18 protein-coding genes and 1 tRNA gene are annotated in these 17,796 nt (G+C 70.4%); 13 read left to right on the forward strand and 6 right to left on the reverse strand.

Annotation, left to right across the window (positions count from 1 at the left end):
- Positions 1–4: 4 nt before the first annotated feature.
- Positions 5–1,045 (reverse strand): SMI1/KNR4 family protein, encoded by a 1,041-nt coding sequence (locus ACZ7KF_RS03075; protein ID WP_471068878.1) that lies wholly within the window; start codon positions 1,043–1,045, stop codon positions 5–7.
- Between the two features lie 309 nt (positions 1,046–1,354).
- On the opposite strand from ACZ7KF_RS03075, the gene ACZ7KF_RS03080 reads away from it, so the two are divergent.
- Positions 1,355–1,870, forward strand: a complete 516-nt coding sequence (locus ACZ7KF_RS03080) for a YwqJ-related putative deaminase (RefSeq protein ID WP_471068880.1) — start codon at positions 1,355–1,357, stop codon at positions 1,868–1,870.
- Between the two features lie 110 nt (positions 1,871–1,980).
- Here the strand turns inward: ACZ7KF_RS03080 and ACZ7KF_RS03085 are convergent, their stop codons facing one another.
- Positions 1,981–2,151, reverse strand: coding sequence for a hypothetical protein (locus tag ACZ7KF_RS03085; protein ID WP_471068882.1), 171 nt, complete (start codon positions 2,149–2,151; stop codon positions 1,981–1,983).
- Here ACZ7KF_RS03085 and ACZ7KF_RS03090 point away from each other — a divergent pair.
- A complete protein-coding gene (locus ACZ7KF_RS03090; RefSeq protein WP_471068884.1) occupies positions 2,146–2,640 on the forward strand; it encodes an SUKH-3 domain-containing protein in 495 nt (164 codons plus the stop codon). The genes ACZ7KF_RS03085 and ACZ7KF_RS03090 overlap by 6 nt on opposite strands.
- A 98-nt stretch (positions 2,641–2,738) precedes the next feature.
- Here ACZ7KF_RS03090 and ACZ7KF_RS03095 read toward each other — a convergent pair whose 3' ends face one another.
- Positions 2,739–4,052: a sensor histidine kinase gene (locus ACZ7KF_RS03095; protein ID WP_471068886.1), complete on the reverse strand. Its 1,314-nt coding sequence runs from the start codon at positions 4,050–4,052 to the stop codon at positions 2,739–2,741.
- Positions 4,053–4,218: 166 nt separating this feature from the next.
- Here ACZ7KF_RS03095 and ACZ7KF_RS03100 point away from each other — a divergent pair, with 166 nt between their 5' ends.
- The 7 genes from ACZ7KF_RS03100 (at position 4,219) to ACZ7KF_RS03130 (ending at position 10,010) form a co-directional block, all read left to right on the forward strand.
- A complete protein-coding gene (locus ACZ7KF_RS03100) occupies positions 4,219–5,091 on the forward strand; it encodes a terminase gpP N-terminus-related DNA-binding protein (protein WP_471068888.1) in 873 nt (290 codons plus the stop codon).
- A gap of 11 nt (positions 5,092–5,102) precedes the next feature.
- Positions 5,103–5,173: transfer RNA gene (locus tag ACZ7KF_RS03105), tRNA-Gln, on the forward strand.
- Positions 5,174–5,308: 135 nt separating this feature from the next.
- Positions 5,309–6,757, forward strand: a complete 1,449-nt coding sequence (gene glmU / locus ACZ7KF_RS03110) for a bifunctional UDP-N-acetylglucosamine diphosphorylase/glucosamine-1-phosphate N-acetyltransferase GlmU (protein ID WP_471068890.1) — start codon at positions 5,309–5,311, stop codon at positions 6,755–6,757.
- Positions 6,758–6,910: 153 nt separating this feature from the next.
- Complete coding sequence (locus ACZ7KF_RS03115) at positions 6,911–7,891, forward strand: ribose-phosphate diphosphokinase (RefSeq protein WP_471068892.1); 981 nt, start codon at positions 6,911–6,913, stop codon at positions 7,889–7,891.
- A gap of 205 nt (positions 7,892–8,096) precedes the next feature.
- A complete protein-coding gene (locus tag ACZ7KF_RS03120) occupies positions 8,097–8,690 on the forward strand; it encodes a 50S ribosomal protein L25/general stress protein Ctc (RefSeq protein WP_471068894.1) in 594 nt (197 codons plus the stop codon).
- A gap of 90 nt (positions 8,691–8,780) precedes the next feature.
- Positions 8,781–9,383 (forward strand): aminoacyl-tRNA hydrolase, encoded by a 603-nt coding sequence (pth, locus tag ACZ7KF_RS03125; protein WP_471068896.1) that lies wholly within the window; start codon positions 8,781–8,783, stop codon positions 9,381–9,383.
- Positions 9,384–9,503: 120 nt separating this feature from the next.
- Positions 9,504–10,010 (forward strand): hypothetical protein, encoded by a 507-nt coding sequence (locus ACZ7KF_RS03130; RefSeq protein WP_471068898.1) that lies wholly within the window; start codon positions 9,504–9,506, stop codon positions 10,008–10,010.
- Positions 10,011–10,091: 81 nt separating this feature from the next.
- Here the strand turns inward: ACZ7KF_RS03130 and ppc are convergent, their stop codons facing one another.
- Positions 10,092–12,824, reverse strand: coding sequence for a phosphoenolpyruvate carboxylase (ppc, locus tag ACZ7KF_RS03135; RefSeq protein WP_471068900.1), 2,733 nt, complete (start codon positions 12,822–12,824; stop codon positions 10,092–10,094).
- A gap of 317 nt (positions 12,825–13,141) precedes the next feature.
- Between ppc and ACZ7KF_RS03140 the strand changes: the two genes are divergently transcribed.
- Both ACZ7KF_RS03140 and ACZ7KF_RS03145 read left to right on the forward strand, forming a co-directional pair.
- A complete protein-coding gene (locus ACZ7KF_RS03140; protein ID WP_471068902.1) occupies positions 13,142–14,149 on the forward strand; it encodes an acyl-CoA desaturase in 1,008 nt (335 codons plus the stop codon).
- The gene (locus ACZ7KF_RS03145) at positions 14,146–14,823 is read left to right on the forward strand and encodes a TetR/AcrR family transcriptional regulator (RefSeq protein ID WP_181793533.1); all 678 of its coding nucleotides are present in this window, start codon (positions 14,146–14,148) and stop codon (positions 14,821–14,823) included. Before ACZ7KF_RS03140 ends, ACZ7KF_RS03145 begins: the two co-directional genes overlap by 4 nt.
- Positions 14,824–14,859: 36 nt before the next feature.
- Here ACZ7KF_RS03145 and ACZ7KF_RS03150 read toward each other — a convergent pair whose 3' ends face one another.
- Positions 14,860–15,672 carry a trans-aconitate 2-methyltransferase gene (locus ACZ7KF_RS03150; protein ID WP_471068904.1) on the reverse strand — a complete coding sequence of 271 codons (813 nt, stop codon included), beginning with the start codon at positions 15,670–15,672 and terminating at the stop codon, positions 14,860–14,862.
- A gap of 88 nt (positions 15,673–15,760) precedes the next feature.
- Between ACZ7KF_RS03150 and tamR the strand changes: the two genes are divergently transcribed.
- Complete coding sequence (gene tamR, locus ACZ7KF_RS03155) at positions 15,761–16,258, forward strand: MarR family transcriptional regulator TamR (protein WP_471068906.1); 498 nt, start codon at positions 15,761–15,763, stop codon at positions 16,256–16,258.
- Here the strand turns inward: tamR and ACZ7KF_RS03160 are convergent.
- On the reverse strand, positions 16,217–16,984 hold the full coding sequence (locus tag ACZ7KF_RS03160; RefSeq protein WP_471068908.1) for a LuxR C-terminal-related transcriptional regulator: 768 nt from the start codon (positions 16,982–16,984) through the stop codon (positions 16,217–16,219). The genes tamR and ACZ7KF_RS03160 overlap by 42 nt on opposite strands.
- A gap of 309 nt (positions 16,985–17,293) precedes the next feature.
- On the opposite strand from ACZ7KF_RS03160, the gene ACZ7KF_RS03165 reads away from it, so the two are divergent.
- Positions 17,294–17,749 carry a GNAT family N-acetyltransferase gene (locus tag ACZ7KF_RS03165; protein WP_471069565.1) on the forward strand — a complete coding sequence of 152 codons (456 nt, stop codon included), beginning with the start codon at positions 17,294–17,296 and terminating at the stop codon, positions 17,747–17,749.
- The last annotated feature ends 47 nt before the right edge of the window (positions 17,750–17,796 follow it).

Genomic DNA, 17,796 nt, shown 5'->3' on the forward strand with positions numbered 1-17,796 from the left:
CAGTTCACTCCCCCACCGGGCCGGAAGACGCCGAGCCGGAAGACACCGGGACGACACGGGCGAAACCGCCGTCCACCATCAGATTGGCCACCGTCTCCAACTCCGGCGGACTGCCCGCCAGCCGGGACAGGAAGGCGTCGAAGTCGTCACCGCACGGCAGCAGCAGACGCGCCACCCGGTCCGCCGGCGGCCACGACGGATCCACGTCCCGCACATCGTCGTACGCGCAGAACCACACCGACCCGACCCGGTCGCCCTTCACCTTCACCGCGAGCAGCCCGCCCTGCACGAAGCTCACCCCGAGGTAATCCTTCGTCAGGTGGTCGCGCAGACACTTGTTCACATACACCAGGTCATTGACCGCGGCCTCGTCCCGCACCGTGAAGAACGGCTGGTCCAGCAGCAGCCCCAGCTCCGCGTCCAGCGCCGTGCCGACCGGCGCACAGCCGCCCGCCGCCTTCAGGAACGACCGGTAGGCGCCGGGCAGCCGGTAGCCGAGATCCTCCTCGACCCCCTGCACCTGCGCCTCCGTCACCGCCACACCCGACTTCGACAGCCCGAAGTGCGCCGGCCGCGACTCCTGCAACGGCCGCGTACCACGCTTGGCATGGTCCACCGCCGCCGTCGCCACCCCGCCGTGATGCCGCAGCAGCGCCTTCACCTCGACCGGAACCAGCTCCAGCCGCCGCGTACCCGCCGCGTGATGCCACGTCCAGCCGTGCGGCGTCGCCACATCCGGCACCGTGTCCCACAGCTCGTGCCCCGTCGCCGCCAGCGCCGCGTTCGCCGACACATAGTCCGTCAGCCGCAGTTCGTCGACCCCGAAACCCTCCGGCGGCTCGGCGATCTCCACCGCCACGCGCGCGTACGGCGAGAAATCCGGGTAACCCCGCTCATCGACCCGTACCCCTCTCGGGTGACGTGCCGCCCGGACCGGATCCGGAAAGTGCACGACCTGCCCGGCGTACGCCGCGTTCGGCGGCACGGCTTGTCCCCCGGCCTGGCGGCTGGGCGGCGCCCCCAGCCCGAGCCGACCTGTCGTCATGGCGGTTGCCCCCTGCGGCGTTCTCTCTGGCCTGAACGGCGGTGTCGATCGCGGATGCCGACAGCCTATGCGGTACGCGAACCCCGGTCACCGGCCCACCGCATCCCCGCGGCCCGCACCCTCCGCGCCACGGCGAGCCGAATCCGGACAGACGAAGCGGAACCTTTCTCCACCTCCGTGACCAGCCGTCACCCCACCGTCACCGCCTGCCCCGTACCGGGCGTGTCGCAGCGCCCCAGCTTCCGCACAAGCCACGGCATTTGGCACCCTGTGTCCTCCGGGGGGACGCCCGGGGAGGGAAAGGCGACCATGAACACCTTGCAGACCGGAGGTACCGACGTGCGGGCCGGCGACCCTCGCATCGACTGGAGCGGCACCGACACACCGGCCGCCCCCACGCTCCGACAGCGCCGCGACGGCATCCTGCCCACCGTCGCCGCCGCCCTCTCCGTCCGCGGCGCCACCCTCACCGGCACCGCCGCCCGCAGCGACCAGCCCCCGGCGCTGCACCCCCTCGTCCAGGACTTCCTCGACACCCTCACCAGCGCCCAGCGCGACCGCTTCACCGGCCGCTGCGCCGAGACCATCCTCATCTCCCGGCACATCACCACCGCCGACGCCGCCCGCAGCAAACGCGCCGCCCGCAGACCCATGACCAACGGCGAAGCCCGCAAAGCACTCAAACAGGCCAAACTCACCGCCCGCCGTATACGCGAGGACGGCGACCCGCTCCACGGCAGCTTCGCCAGGCCCTGCCGCGCCTGCACCGCCCTCAGCGCCCACTTCGGCGTCCGCATCGTCGACCCCACCGCGACCGACGGCTGACCACGCCCGTCACCCTGGACGACACCGCCCTCACGGCCCCCACCGCCACCCTCGGCACCCCGCCGGCCACCGGCGCCACCCGCCCCACGACACGACTGTCACCACGCAGATCACACAGGCACCAGAAACAACACAGCACCATCGAGCACCACGAGCCACGCAAGCACCACAAGCACCAAGAAGCCCGCCGGCACGACCGGTACCACCGGCCGCCCGACCTGCATCACCGGCACCACCACGCGAGCACCCGCACGCGCACGACGAACGAAGGGCAGATGCACGCCGACCGCACCTCCACCACCCGCTTCCCCGTACCCGTCGACGCCGCCCTGCGCGCCGCCGGCTGGCAACCCGGGCGCTGGGACATAAAACAAGCCGAATTCTGGGCCGACACCCTGCGCGAACACGCCTCACCCGCCGGACACCGGCACACCGTGTTCCCCGCCGCCGTCGAAGCCTGGGCCGAATTCGGCGGCCTCCGCATCGCCCCCGGCGGCCCCGGCCGCCAGATCGCCCCGGCCACCCTCGACCTCGACCCCCTGCACGGACTCCACCTCGCCCGCACCCTCGGCGACCTCGGCCGCGCCCTCAGCACCGAACTCTGCCCCCTCGGCGAGGAGACCGACACCGCCGCCCTCCTCGCCATCGACGCCGAAGGCCGCGTCTACACCATCGACCACACCGGCGACTGGTACGTCGGCCCCGACATCGACCACGCCCTGTCCACCCTGGTCACCGGCATCCCCCCGGTACGACTCACCGCCGGCTGACCACCCGCCGACCCCACCGGAGGCCCCCCACCAGCAGCCCCCACCGGAGTCCCCCGCACTCCACCCCAACCCTCACCGGCACCAGGCCACCCACCCCCTTACACCGCCGGAATCACCGCCGACACCCGGAACCCGCCCGCCTCCGTCGGACCCGACACGAACACACCGCCCAGCGCCACGACCCGCTCCCGCATCCCCACCAGGCCGTTACCGCCCGACGGCAACCCCGCAGCCGACGCCGACGCAAGCTCCGGCGGCGGCTCGTTCTCCACCTGCATCGCGATCTCCGACACCCGGTGCGCCAGCCGCACATGCGTCTTCGCACCCCCCGCGTGCTTGTGGACGTTCGTCAACGCCTCCTGCACCACCCGGTACGCCGTCTGCTCGATCTCCGCCGCGTACGACCGCACCTCCCCCTGGACCGACAGATCCACCACCATCCCCGCCGCGGCCGACTGCCCGATCAACTCGTCCAGCTCCGACAGACACGGCCCCTCCGCCGCACCCGCCTCGACAGCCGCCCGCGACGCCGCCTCCGCGGCCGCCTCCCCGACCGCCGCCAACGGCACCGCCGCGGCCTCCCGCCCCGCGTCCGTCCCCGACCGCAGCACCCCGAGCATCTCCCGCAGCTCGGTCAACGCCTGCCGGCCCATGTCCCCCACGAGCGCGGCGTTCTTCACCGCCTTCTCCGGGTCCTTCCGCGCGACCGCCTGCAACGCCGCCGCATGCACCACCATCAGACTCACCCGATGCGCGACCACGTCATGCATCTCCCGGGCGATCCGCGTCCGCTCCTCGTTGCGCGCCCACTCGGCCCGCTCCTCCGCCCGCTCCGCGAGCAACTGAAGCTCCCGCTCCAACGAATCCGCCCGCTCCCGCAGACTCTCCATCAACCGCCGCCGCGCTCCCACGTACAGACCCAGCAGCACCGGCGGAGCCGTCAGCCCCAACGCCGTCGTGACCGCCGCGAACGGCACGAACCAGTCACCCAGCGTCAGATCCCCGCGCGCCATGTCCTGCCGCACCCGCACGAACGTCACCACCGCCGTACCCAGCAGCGACATCCCCGCCAGCGAGCCGATGACCCGCCGCGGCAGCTCGCACGCGGCGAGGGTGTACAGCCCCACGACACCCATCAGGAAACCCATCTCCGCGGGCGTGATCGCGATCGACACCAGCACCACGGCGACCGGCCACTTCCGGCGCACGAGCAGCACCGCACCGGCGATCAGCCCGAAGACGACACCCACGGCCACCGGGATCCCCGCGTCCCGGGCGAACGGAATCCCCTCCGCCGCGCACTCCACGGCGGACACCAGCGCGAGAGCCCCGTCGAGCACCGCACTGCGCCACCTCTCCCACCACCAGGGGCCGGTCAGAGCCCTGGCATGGTCTTCCCCCGTCGTGGTCATGCCTCCAGCCTACGGGCGAGGGGTACGGCATTTCCGGTGACTTTCGCCTACCGCCACCCACCACGCCCCGTAACCGAACGGCCTCGAAACCACCCCGTATCCCTCGAACTGGTGAACCCGCCCCGTTCCCCCGCGGAACTCGACATTCCGGCCGGACGGTATGCGTATGGCACATTCCCACGGCAAACCCGCCGACTTCGAGACCCTCCGCGAACAGGCCATCGCCCTGCGCCGGGCCGGCCACAGCCTCCGGCAGATCCGGGACGAGCTGAAGATCTTCAACAACGACGTCCTCAACCGACTGGTCAAGGGCGAGCCCCCACCGGAGTGGACCAAGCGCCCGAGGGCCAGGGACGACCTGCGGGAGAGGGCACGGGAACTGCGGTTACAGGGGTGGACGTACGACCGGATCGAGACGGAGCTGGGGTGCTCCAGGAGTTCCGTATCGCTGTGGGTGCGGGATCTGCCGAAACCCGAGCGCCGACGCAGCCCGGAGGAGGCGTCCGCGATCGCGCGCAAGGGATGGGAGGAGAAGCTGCGCATCCGGAACGAAGAGCGCAAGCGCACGAAGGAAGAGGCCAGGAAGGGGATCGGCAGCCTGTCGCCCCGGGAACTGTTCCTGGTGGGCGTGGGACTCTACTGGGCCGAGGGCGGCAAGGACAAGCCGTACGACCGCCGGGAGAACATCGTCTTCGTGAACAGCGATCCGGGGATGATCGAGGTCTTCCTGGCATGGCTGGACCTGCTGGGCGTGGAGCGTGACCGTCTGCGCTTCACCGTGATGATCCACGAGACGGCGGACATCGGTTCGGCCGAGAGGTACTGGGCAGACCTGGTCGACGCCGCTCCCGGCTCCTTCAACAAGACCAATGTCAAGAAACACAACCCCAAGACGGTCCGCAAGAACACCGGCGACGACTACCGCGGATGCCTCATGATCAAAGTCCTGAAAGGTGCCGACTTGTACCGTCGCATCGAAGGGTCTTGGTACGGCATAGTAGAGGCCGCACGCGAAGCCGATCAGCCAAATCGGACATAGCGCGCCCATCATCCCGGATCGTCTAAGGGCAGGACAAACGGTTTTGGTCCGTTGAATGAGGGTTCGAATCCTTCTCCGGGAGCCCACAGCACACAAAAGCCAAGTTCGGGTCCTGACCGGTAACACCACCGTCAGGGCCCGCTCTCATGTCCGCCCCGAAGCCCCCCGGTATCCTGCGGCTGTCACCCCCACCCATCCAGAGCCGAAGGGCAACCCCGTGAGCGCCATCCGCCCGGCCGCCGTCGTCGTTCTCGCAGCGGGTGAGGGCACCCGTATGAAGTCGGCCACACCGAAGGTCCTGCACGACATCTGCGGCCGTTCCCTGGTCGGCCATGTGCTGGCCGCCGCCCGTGAGTTGAATCCCGCGCACCTGGTCGTCGTCGTGGGCCACGCCCGCGAGCAGGTCTCCGCGCACCTGACCGAGATCGACCCCGGCGTGCGGACGGCCGTGCAGGCGGAGCAGAACGGCACCGGGCACGCCGTGCGCATGGGGCTGGAGGAGCTGGGCGGGACCGTGTCCGGGACCGTGGTCGTGGTCTGCGGAGACACCCCGCTGCTCAGCGCCGGGACGCTCCAGCGGCTGGCCGAGACCCATCACACGGACGGCAACGCCGTGACGGTGCTGACGGCCGAGGTGCCGGACGCGACCGGGTACGGCCGGATCGTGCGGGACGAGGCGACGGGCGCCGTCACCGCGATCGTGGAGCACAAGGACGCCTCCGATGCCCAGCGGTCGATCCGGGAGATCAACAGCGGGGTGTTCGCGTTCGACGGGCAGCTGCTGTCGGACGCGCTGAAGAAGGTGCGGACGGACAACAGCCAGGGCGAGGAGTACCTCACGGACGTGCTCGGGATCCTGCGGGAGGCCGGGCACCGGGTGGGGGCCTCGGTGGCCGGTGACCACCGGGAGATCGCCGGGATCAACAACCGGGTGCAGCTGGCCGAGGCGCGGCGCATCCTGAACGACCGGTTGCTGACGCGGGCGATGCTGGACGGTGTGACCGTCGTGGACCCGGCGTCGACGTGGGTGGATGTGACCGTGACGTTCGAGCGGGATGTCATCGTGCACCCGAACACGCTGCTCACCGGGTCGACGCAGCTCGGCGAGGGGGCCGAGGTGGGCCCGAACAGCCGGCTGAAGGACACGCGGGTGGGTGCGGGGGCGCGGGTGGACAACACCGTGTCCGACGGCGCCGTCGTGGGTCCTGGGGCGGGTGTGGGGCCGTACGCGTATCTGCGTCCGGGGACCCGGCTGGGTGCGAAGGGCAAGATCGGGACGTACGTGGAGACGAAGAACGCCTCCATCGGTGAGGGGACGAAGATTCCTCATCTGTCGTACGTGGGGGACGCGACGATCGGTGAGTACACGAACATCGGCGCGGCGAGTGTGTTCGTGAACTACGACGGTCAGGACAAGCACCACACGACGGTGGGGTCGCATTGCCGGACCGGTTCGGACAACATGTTTGTGGCTCCTGTCACGGTCGGGGACGGTGCCTACACCGCTGCCGGCTCGGTGATCACGAAGGATGTGCCGCCCGGTTCGCTGGCCGTGGCCCGTGGTCAGCAGCGGAATATCGAGGGTTGGGTGGCCCGGAAGCGTCCGGGGAGCGCGGCGGCGAAGGCGGCCGAGGCGGCGTCCCGGCAGGGTGAGAGCGAGGACTGACCGGAAACGGGTGCGCCAAACACGGCGTACCGTGATAAGTGCACATCCGCACGCGTGCACCCGCACCCTTACCAGCTGATACGGCCTCTCATGCCCAGCCGAGAGGTCGCCGAGCAGCCGGCTGGCTGAGACAACCTCTGAGGAGACTGTGCTGTGACCGGGATCAAGACGACCGGCGAGAAGAAGATGATGTTCTTCTCCGGCCGCGCCCACCCCGAGCTTGCCGAGGAGGTCGCCCAGCAGCTGGGTGTCGGGGTCGTCCCGACGAAGGCCTTCGACTTCGCGAACGGTGAGATCTACGTCCGCTACCAGGAGTCGGCGCGTGGTGCGGACTGCTTCCTGATCCAGAGCCACACGGCTCCGATCAACAAGTGGATCATGGAGCAGCTGATCATGATCGACGCGCTGAAGCGTGCGTCGGCTCGTTCCATCACGGTGATCGTGCCGTTCTACGGTTACGCGCGGCAGGACAAGAAGCACCGGGGTCGTGAACCGATCTCGGCGCGTCTGATCGCGGATCTGATGAAGACCGCGGGTGCGGACCGGATTCTGACGGTGGATCTGCACACGGATCAGATCCAGGGCTTCTTCGACGGTCCGGTGGACCACCTGTTCGCGTTGCCGCTGCTGGCGGACTACGTGGGTACGAAGGTGGACCGGGAGAAGCTGACGGTCGTGTCGCCGGACGCGGGCCGGGTGCGGGTGGCGGACCGGTGGTGTGACCGGCTCGGTGCGCCGCTGGCGATCGTGCACAAGCGGCGCGACAAGGACGTGGCGAACCAGGTGACCGTCCACGAGGTCGTGGGTGAGGTCAAGGGTCGGGTGTGTGTGCTGGTGGACGACATGATCGACACCGGTGGGACGATCTGTGCCGCGGCGGACGCGCTGTTCGCGCACGGGGCCGAGGATGTCATCGTGACGGCGACGCACGGTGTGCTGTCGGGTCCGGCGGCCGATCGGTTGAAGAACTCGCGGGTGAGCGAGTTCGTGTTCACGAACACGTTGCCGACGCCTGGGGAGCTGGGCCGGGATCTGGACAAGATCACGGTGCTGTCGATCGCGCCGACGATCGCGAGCGCGGTGCGTGAGGTGTTCGAGGACGGGTCCGTGACGAGCCTGTTCGACGAGCAGTGAGGTTTCTGCGGCTTCGTCCGGCGCCCTAGCCGGAGATCCTTTTGAGTACGGCCTCCCGGTCCGAGTAGACTGCTGCAGTTGCTCGGCGAGGGAGGCCGTGTTCGTTCGTTCGGACGCGGTGGTCCGTTATCGACGCGCTCTTCGTAGCAGGCCGTTCGTGGCCGGGTGACCACGTCCGTTCCCAGTTCTACGAGGAGTGATCTCCATGTCCGAGGTGAAGCTCGCCGCCGAGTCCCGTACCGAGTTCGGCAAGGGTGCGGCCCGCCGCATCCGCCGTGACAACAAGGTGCCGGTCGTTCTCTACGGTCACGGTTCCGACCCGCTGCACCTGACCCTGCCGGGCCACGAGCTGCTGCTGGCGCTGCGTACGCCGAACGTCCTGATCTCCCTGGACATCGACGGCAAGACCAACGAGCTGGCGATCCCGAAGGCCGTGCAGCGTGACCCGCTGAAGGGCTTCCTGGAGCACGTCGACCTGCTGCTGGTCAAGCGGGGCGAGAAGGTCACGGTCGAGATCCCGGTGCACGCCGAGGGCGAGCTGGCCCCGGGTGGCAACCTGCTGGAGCACGTCCTGGCCGCGCTGCCGGTCGAGGCCGAGGCCACGCACATCCCGGAGCAGCTGACCGTCTCCGTGGAGGGCCTGGAGGCCGGTGCCTCGGTCCACGCCAAGGACATCACGCTGCCGAGCGGCGTGTCCCTGGCCGTGGACGCCGACGCGGTGGTCCTGCAGGTTCTGCAGGCCCAGGCGGAGGAGACCGAGGGTGAGCAGGCCGAGGGCGAAGAGGCCGCCGAGGCCTGATCCTCGTCTTCGGGGTGCCGTACCCCGTAGTCGTCGTTTCGTCAGCCGCTGTTCCCGTCGGGGGCAGCGGCTGGCGCGTATCAAGGAGACATGGACGTGACCACTGGCGCCAGCGGTCCCTGGCTCGTCGTGGGGCTCGGTAATCCCGGGCCGGAGTACGCCATGAACCGGCACAACGTCGGTTTCATGGTGGCCGACCTGCTCGCGGAGCGGATCGGGGGGAAGTTCAAGCGGGCGGGCAAGGCGCAGGCTCAGGTGCTGGAGGGGCGGATCGGTCCGGTGGGGCCGGCGAACCGCCGGGTGATTCTGGCGAAGCCGATGTCGTACATGAACCTGTCGGGTGGTCCGGTGAACGCGCTGAGGGACTTCTACAAGGTTCCGGTGGCGAACGTCGTGGCCGTGCACGACGAGCTGGACATCGACTACGGGGTGCTGCGGCTGAAGCTGGGCGGCGGGGACAACGGGCACAACGGCCTGAAGTCGATGACGAAGGCGATGGGGGCGGACTACCACCGGGTGCGGTTCGGGATCGGCCGGCCGCCGGGGCGGATGCAGGTGGCCGATTTCGTGCTGAAGGACTTCTCCTCGGTGGAGCGCAAGGAGCTGGGCTACTTCGTGGACCGTGCGGCGGACGCGGTGGAGTGTCTGGTGACCGAGGGGCTGGAGCGGGCGCAGAGCGCGTACAACACCTGAGGGTGCGTGGGGGCGGGCGCGCGTGGGCGTGGGTGTGTGGGCGGGCGTGGGCGTCGTACAACTCCCGACTTGTCCGCCCAGGTCGCCCGCGGGAGTTGACCTGCCGTAGGGGCATGGCCAATGATCCCGGCCATGCCTGCCACAGCCAGTACCACTCGTCAGGCGTCCGTGTCCGCGTTGCGGTTCGGGCGGGTCGCGACGATGGGTGCGGTCGCCGTGCTGATCCTGTTCGCCGGGGTGTGGGGTTCCTGGGGGACCGCGCAGCACGTGCTGCTGACCAAGGGGCGCGAGCGCGGGACGGTCCGGGTGACGCAGTGTGCGGGGGACGTGTGCAGCGGCCCGTTCACGCCGGCGTCGGCGGGGGCGCGAGCGCGCGCGCGTGTGGAGATCGAGCAGTCCGTCGCGGTGCGTGCGGGGACGACGTACGAGGTCGTTCTGAAGCCGGGGACCGGGGACGCGGTGCGGTCGGGTCCGGCGGGGATCCTGTTCGCCTGGGTGCCGCTGGGCGGGGCGCTGCTGCTGGCCTCCGTGGTGGTCGCGGGCGGGATGCGGCTGGTCCGGCCGGCGTGGGTGCTGGGACTGTGCGGGGCGGGGCTGCTGACGGCGGCGTTCTTGGCGTTGCAGTGATCGTGCGCGCGCGTCGGGCGGGAACGGGGGTGCCCCCGGGGTCGTAGGACCTCGGGGGCACCTTGGTGCGGGGGGTGCGGGTCAGCCGGTGTTGCGCAGGCCGGCCGCCACGCCGTTGACGGTGAGGAGCAGGGCGCGGGAGAGCAGGGGGTCGGGCTCGTCGCCGGCGGCGGCCGCGTCGCGCTGGCGCTTGAGCAGGGTGACCTGGAGGTAGGAGATCGGGTCCAGGTAGGCGTCGCGGATGCCGAAGGTCTGCTTCAGGACGGGCTGGGCGTCCAGGAGCTCGGTCTCGCCGGTGATGCGCAGGACCTCGCGGACGGTGAGTTCGTGTTCGGCCTTGATGGTGTCGAACACGTGCTTGAGTTCGTCGGGGACGAGGGTGTCGACGTAGTGCTGGGCGATCCGCAGGTCCGTCTTGGCGAGGGTCATCTCGACGTTGGAGATGAAGTTGCGGAAGAAGTGCCACTGTTCGTGCATCTCGCCGAGCACGGTGTCCAGGCCGGTTTCCCGCAGCGCCTTGAGGCCGGAGCCGACGCCGAACCAGCCGGGCACGATCTGCCGGGACTGGGTCCAGCCGAACACCCACGGGATGGCGCGCAGACCGTCGAGCGAGACGCCCGAGCCGGGGCGGCGGGAGGGCCGCGAGCCCAGGTGCAGCTCGGCGAGCTGGTCGACGGGCGTGGAGGCGAGGAAGTACGTCGGCAGGTCGGGGTCCTCGACGAGCCGGCGGTAGGCGGCGTGGGCGGCGTCGGAGACGACGTCCATGGCGGCGTCCCAGCGGGCGAGGGCCTCGTCGGACTGGCGGGGGGCGGTGTGCAGGGCGGAGGCCTGGAGGGTGGCCGCGACGGTCAGTTCCAGGTTCTCCCGGGCGAGGGAGGGGATGAGGTACTTGTCGGAGATGACCTCGCCCTGCTCGGTGACCTTGATCTCGCCCTCCAGGGTGCCCCAGGGCTGGGCGAGGATGGCGTCGTGGGAGGGGCCGCCGCCGCGGCCGACGGTGCCGCCGCGGCCGTGGAAGAGGCGCAGGCGGACGCCGTAGCGGTGGGCGACGTCGCGCAGCCGGCGCTGGGCGCGGTGGATCTCCCACTGGCTGGTGGTGATGCCGCCGAACTTGGAGGAGTCGGAGTAGCCGAGCATGACCTCCTGGACGTCGCCGCGCAGCGCGACCAGGCGCCGGTAGGACGGGTCGGAGAGCATGTCCTCCAGGATGGTGTCGGCGGCCTTCAGCTCGTCGGTGGTCTCCAGGAGGGGGACGATGCCGATCTTGGCCCAGCCGGCGTGGAGGTCGACCAGGCCGGCCTCGCGGGCGAGGACGGTGGCGGCGAAGACGTCGTCGGCGCCCTGGCACATGGAGATGATGTAGGACTCGATGACCTCGGGTCCGAAGACGGTCAGGGCCTTCTTGACGGTTTCGAAGACGCCGAGGGTCTTCTGCCCGGCGGCGTCGACGGGCGCCGGGGTCGGGGCGAGGGGCCGGCGGGACCTGAGTTCCTTGGCGAGGAGCTTGGCCCGGTACTCGCGGGGCATGTCGGCGTAGCGCCAGGATTCCTCGCCGAGGCGGTCGAAGAGCTGACCGAGGGCGTGGTGGTGGGCGTCGGCGTGTTCGCGGACGTCCATGGTGGCGAGCTGGAGGCCGAAGGCGGCGAGGGTGCGGATGGTGCGGGCGAGGCGGCCGTCGGCGAACAGGCCGCCGCGGTGCTCGCGCAGGGAGTTCTGGATGATGCGCAGGTCGCTCAGCAGTTCGCCGGTGCCGAGGTAGTCGCGGCCGGCCTCGTGGGGGGTGCCGGTGGCGAGGCGCTGCTTGGTGTTCTCCAGCTTCTGCCGGATGCAGGTGGCCTTGAGCCGGTAGGGCTCCTCGGCGTTGAGGCGCTTGTAGCGGGGGCTGATCTCGGGGAGGAGTTCCAGGTCGGTCCGGAGGGACTCGAGCAGCTCTTCGGTGGCTCCGGTGTAGCGGATGGAGTTGGAGAGCAGGCCGCGCAGTCCGTCGATCATCTCCAGGGCGTCGTTGATGCCGTGTTCGTGCTGGAGGATGAGGACGTCCCAGGTGACCTGGGGGGTGACGTTGGGGTTGCCGTCGCGGTCGCCGCCGATCCAGGTGCCGAAGGTGAGCGGGCGGGTGTCGTCGGGGAGCTTGACGCCGACCCGTTCCAGTTCCGCCGTGAGGTCCTCCAGGACGTCGCCCACGGCGTTGGCGTGCAGCTCGTCCAGGTAGTAGATGGCGTTGCGGGCCTCGTCGGCGGGTTCGGGGCGTACGACGCGCAGCTCGTCGGTCTGCCAGACGAGGTCGATGTTCTCGGCGAGGCGGACGTCCTGGCGGCGGCGGTCGGAGTCGAGGACGGGGGTGTCCAGGAGTGCGGCGACGCGCCGGAGCTTGTTGAGGACCGACCGGCGGGCGGCCTCGGTGGGGTGTGCGGTGAAGACCGGGCGGACGTTGAGGTGCTGGACGCTCTCCTTGAGGTGCTCGGGGTCGGCGTCCTTGAGGCGGTCGGCCGTGCGGGCGAGCAGGCCGCCTTCGGCTGCGCGGCGGGCGCGCAGCTCTCGGCCGCGGTGCACCTGTTCGGTGACGTTGGCGAGGTGGAAGTAGGTGGAGAAGGCGCGGACCAGCTTGGCCGCGGTCTCCAGTTCGATGCCTCGCAGCAGCTCGGCGGCGGCTTCGCCGTCCTCGCGGGTGAGGCGGCGGACCTTCTCGACCAGTTCGAGGAGTTCGGGGCCTTCCTGGCGGACGAGGGTCTCGCCCAGGAGGTCACCCAGCCGGCGGATGTCGGCGCGCAGCTCGGCGCTGGTCGTGGTGGTCTGGTCGTCGGCACTGCTCACAGGTGCGGCTCCTTGCAGTGTTGAAGCTCGTCTGGGAGGGAACCCGGTCGGCTGCCGCGCGGCGGGCGCCGCATACGGGCCGGAGCGTCCGGGAAGGAAACTTCAGCGGACCGCGCTGTCCGACCGACTCCAAGGATAGGTGGCCATGGGGACGCGCAGGGTCCGGGGCTCTTGCCGCCGTGTGACACGCTGCCATACTTACGACGCCGTAGGTTACGGAACCGTAGGGAAGTACCGTCGCGTCCCGCTCGGTCCCGGTGGCCCGGCACCCGTCTCGACCCTCGAACCCTCGGCCCTAGACCCCACAGGGGACGCGCATGACCTCACGTTCCGATGTGATCGACGAAGCCCATAAGGCCACCGACACAGTTCTCCCCTCCGCCACGCTGGGCGGCGAGCAGAAGCGCTCGATCGAGCAGATCACGCTGCTGCTCTTCATCACCGTGCCGTTCCTGGCACTGGTGGCGGCGGTGCCGCTGGCCTGGGGCTGGGGGGTGAGCTGGCTCGATCTGGGCCTGCTGGTGTTCTTCTACTTCCTGGGATGCCACGGCATCACGATCGGTTTCCACCGGTACTTCACCCACGGTTCGTTCAAGGCCAAGCGGCCGCTGCGGATCGCGTTGGCGATCATGGGTTCGCTGGCGGTCGAGGGTCCCCTGGTGCGCTGGGTGGCCGATCACCGCAAGCATCACAGGTTCTCCGACGCGGAGGGCGATCCGCATTCTCCGTGGCGGTTCGGCGAGACGGTTCCGGCGCTGATGAAGGGCCTGTGGTGGGCGCACATCGGCTGGATGTTCGACGAGGAGCAGACGCCGCAGGAGAAGTACGCCCCGGATCTGGTCAAGGATCCGGCGATCCGTGCGATCTCCCGGCAGTTCGTCCTCTGGACGGTCGTCTCGCTCGCGCTGCCGCCGCTGATCGGCGGTCTGGTGACGATGTCCTGGTGGGGCGCGTTCACCGCGTTCTTCTGGGGTTCACTCGTGCGGGTGGCGCTGTTGCACCATGTGACGTGGTCGATCAATTCGATCTGCCATGCGGTGGGCAAGCGGCCGTTCAAGTCGCGGGACCGCTCGGGCAACGTGTGGTGGCTGGCGGTCCTGTCCTGCGGTGAGTCGTGGCACAACCTGCACCATGCCGACCCGACGTCGGCGCGGCACGGGGTGATGCGCGGCCAGGTGGACTCCTCCGCGCGGTTCATCCGCTGGTTCGAGCTGCTCGGCTGGGCGTACGACGTGCGCTGGCCGTCACGCTCGCGTATCGATTCGCGCCGTGACACCGGGGAAGGCGGCTCCCGGCGCCGGGGGGAGACGGCCGAGGCGGCATGATTGACGCCGTGGCGACCGACTCCAGCAGCACTTCAGGCAACGACAAGCAGCGGCGGACCCGCCGGACTCGCATGACCGGTGCCGAGCGCCGCCAGCAGTTGCTGGAGATCGGTCGCACCCTTTTCGCTGCCAAGGGTTTCGAGGGCACGTCGGTGGAGGAGATCGCGGCGAAGGCCGGGGTGTCCAAGCCGGTGGTGTACGAGCACTTCGGCGGCAAGGAGGGGCTGTACGCGGTGGTGGTCGACCGTGAGATGCGGCGGCTGCTGGACATGGTGACCGGTTCGCTGACCGCCGGCCATCCCCGGGAGCTGTGCGAGCAGGCCGCGTTCGCGCTGCTCGACTACATCGAGGAGTACACGGACGGCTTCCGCATTCTGGTGCGGGACTCGCCCATCCCGCAGTCCACGGGGTCCTTCGCGTCGCTGATCTCGGACATCGCGACCCAGGTGGAGGACATCCTGGGCCGTGAGTTCAAGTCCCGCGGCTTCGACCCGAAGCTGGCTCCGCTGTACGCCCAGGCCCTGGTCGGCATGGTCGCGCTGACCGGTCAGTGGTGGCTGGACGTCCGCCGCCCGAAGAAGGCGGAGGTGGCGGCCCATCTGGTGAACCTGGCGTGGCACGGCCTGGACGGCCTGGAGCAGAAGCCGCGGCTGATAGGGCACCGGAAGGCGTGATTCGGCGGGGCTCGCGGTCGACGGCGGCGAGCGTGCTCAGGCCTCCTTCACGGCCACGGCGAAGAGTCGGCGGAACGGCAGGACGGTGCCGTAGGGGGCGCTCGGGTAGGCCGTGCGCAGCAGGTCCCGGTACTCGGTGACGAACGCGTCGCGGGCCTCGGGGTCGTCGGCGAGCGCGGTCAGGGCGGGGCGCAGGCCGGTGCCCTTCACCCAGTCGAGCACGGGGTCCTCGCCCGTCAGGACGTGGAAGTACGTCGTCTGCCAGACGTCGGCCGTGCAGCCGAGGCGGGTGAGGCGGTCCAGGTAGGTGCCGGGGGTGTGCACGGAGTCGGTGCGGCGCAGGACGTCGGCGAGGCGGTCCCGCCAGCGGGGGCCGGTGGCGAGGTCGCGCATCAGGGCGTGCAGCGGGGCGTCGATGTTGTCGGGGATCTGGAAGGCGAGGGTGCCGCCGGGTTCCAGGGCGGCGATCCAGTCGCCGAACCGGTCGGCGTGGCCCGGCACCCATTGGAGGGTGGCGTTGGAGACGATGAGGCCGTAGGGCTCCGCGGGCGTCCAGGTGCGGGCGTCGGCGGGGGCGAAGTCCAGGCGGCCGCCGCCGGACGTGGGGCCCTCGTGGTCGACGTGGGCCTTGTCGAGCATCTCGGGTGAGTTGTCGTAGCCGGTGATGTGGGCGGTGGGCCAGCGGTCGGCGAGCAGGGCGGTGACGTTGCCGGGGCCGCAGCCGAGGTCGGCGATGCGGGGGCGGTCGCCGGGCAGGGCCGGGATGCGGGCGAGGAGGTCGGCGAAGGGCCGGGCCCGGTGTCCGGCGTGGCGGAGGTACTGGGCGGGGTCCCAGGTGGGCTTCGTCATGCCGGTCACTCTCCACCGCGAGTCTCTTGATGTCAAGAGACTCGATATCAAGAGACTTCATGTCGACACAACCACTACACTGATCTCCATGGAGGACGAGGTCGATCGGCTGGTCGCAGCGTGGCGCCGGGAGCGTCCGGACCTCGACGTGGAGCCGCTGGAAGTACTGAGCCGGGTGAGCCGCCTCGCCCGGCATCTGGACCGCGCCCGCCGGCTCGCCTTCGCCGAGCACCAGCTGGAGCCGTGGGAGTTCGATGTGCTGACCGCGCTCCGGCGCGCGGGATCGCCGTACCAGCTCTCCCCCGGCCAGCTGCTGACGCAGACCCTGGTCACCTCGGGCACGATGACCAACCGCATCGACCGGCTGGCCAAGAAGGGGCTGGTGGAGCGGCTGCCCGACCCCAGTGACCGGCGGGGCGTGCTGGTCCGGCTGACCGACGAGGGCCGCGACCGCGCGGACCAGGCACTGTCGGGCCTGCTGGACCAGGAGCGGGCGATCCTGGCCGAGCTGTCCCGCGCCCAGCGCGCGGAACTGGCGGGGCTGCTACGCCAGCTGACCGCCCCGTTCGACAACATCCCCGGTTAGGTCCGCCGGACCCACCCCGGCCCGCCGGGCCAGCGCGACGGCGGCCAGCGTGGAGTGCACCCCCAGCTTGCCGAGGACGTTCTGCATATGGGTGCGGACGGTGTGCGGGGAGAGGAACAGCCGCTCGGCCACGGCCTTGCGGCCGAGCCCGGCGACCATGCAGCGCAGCACCTCCCGCTCCCGCGGGGTGAGGGACTCCACCAGCCGTTCGCTCTCGCTGCGGTGGCGCCGGGCGGCCGTCAGTTCCTTCAGCACCCCGGTGAGCAGCGCGGGCGGCAGATGCGTCTCGTCGCGCAGCACGCCCCGTATCACCGTCAGCAGCCGCGACAGCGAGCAGTCCTTGGCGACCCAGCCGGAGGCGCCGGCCTGGAGGGCGAGGGCCGCGCGGCGCGGGTCGTCCTTCTCGGCGAGGACGACGATCCGGACGGCGGGCTGGGCGGCGCGGACCCCGGCGACGAGGGAGATCCCGTCGACCAGGCCCTCCTCGTTGCCCTCCCGCACCGGCACGGCCGGGCGGGTGCCGGGCAGCTGGCCGCCCAGGTCGGCGTCGACCAGGAGGACGTCGTAGCGACGGCCCTCGCCGGCCGCGCGCTCCAGGCAGCGCAGCGCGGCGGGGCCGCTGCCGGCGGCGAAGACGTCGACGTCGGACTCGGCGGCCAGCGCGGCGGCGAGCGACTCGGCGAAAATGCGGTGGTCGTCGACGACCAGGACTCGGATGCGCACCACGAAACCCCCTTCCCCAGGCTCCGCGTGGAGCAGGGGATACCCAAGGTCCGGAAAGCTCCGGAATAGGCCGGTCCGGAAATGCCCGGAAAAGGTCCGGAGAACGACGACCCGCGCGGACACGACACCCGCGGACAAGGACGCGTACCGCACGGCCGCCGCCGTTGCGGAGACTGCTACCCCCACCGCGGGCGTCGTACCCGCCTGTCTCGCCCCCTGAGCGGCACCGGCCCCCACCGGTGCTGTTCCACAGAGTACGGATGAGAGCACGCAGCGGAAGGAGATTTGCAGAACTGGCCGTACGACGCGTTTATGGTGTGCCGCATGTTTCGTATTGAGGCGGAAGTCGACAAAGGTCGACGTGATCTGCTCCACTCACGGCTGCGGGACACCAATACGGCGGCATCCCCGGTCCTGGCCGCCCTGCGCGGCACACCCGGCGAGCGTGAGGTCCCTCTCCACGTGTGGGCGCTGGACGCGGCCGGCGACCTGGCGGGCGGCCTGGTCGGCCACACCTGGACGAGCTGGCTGCACATCACCTACCTGTGGGTGGACGCCGCCTACCGCGGCACGGGCCTGGGCTCCCGCCTCCTCGCCGAGGCGGAACGCGTCGCCCGCACCGACCGCGGCTGCGCGGCCTCCCGCGTGGAGACGTGGGACTTCCAGGCTCCGGACTTCTACCGGAAGCAGGGGTACGAGGTGGTGGGCGTGGTCCCCGACTATCCGCCGGGGATCACGGAGTACACGCTGACGAAGCGGCTGGGCTGACGCCTGGGGGAAAGACCGCCGGCCCCGCACCTGTGCGCGGGGCCGAC

Source organism: Streptomyces sp. NPDC038200, from assembly GCF_055600785.1.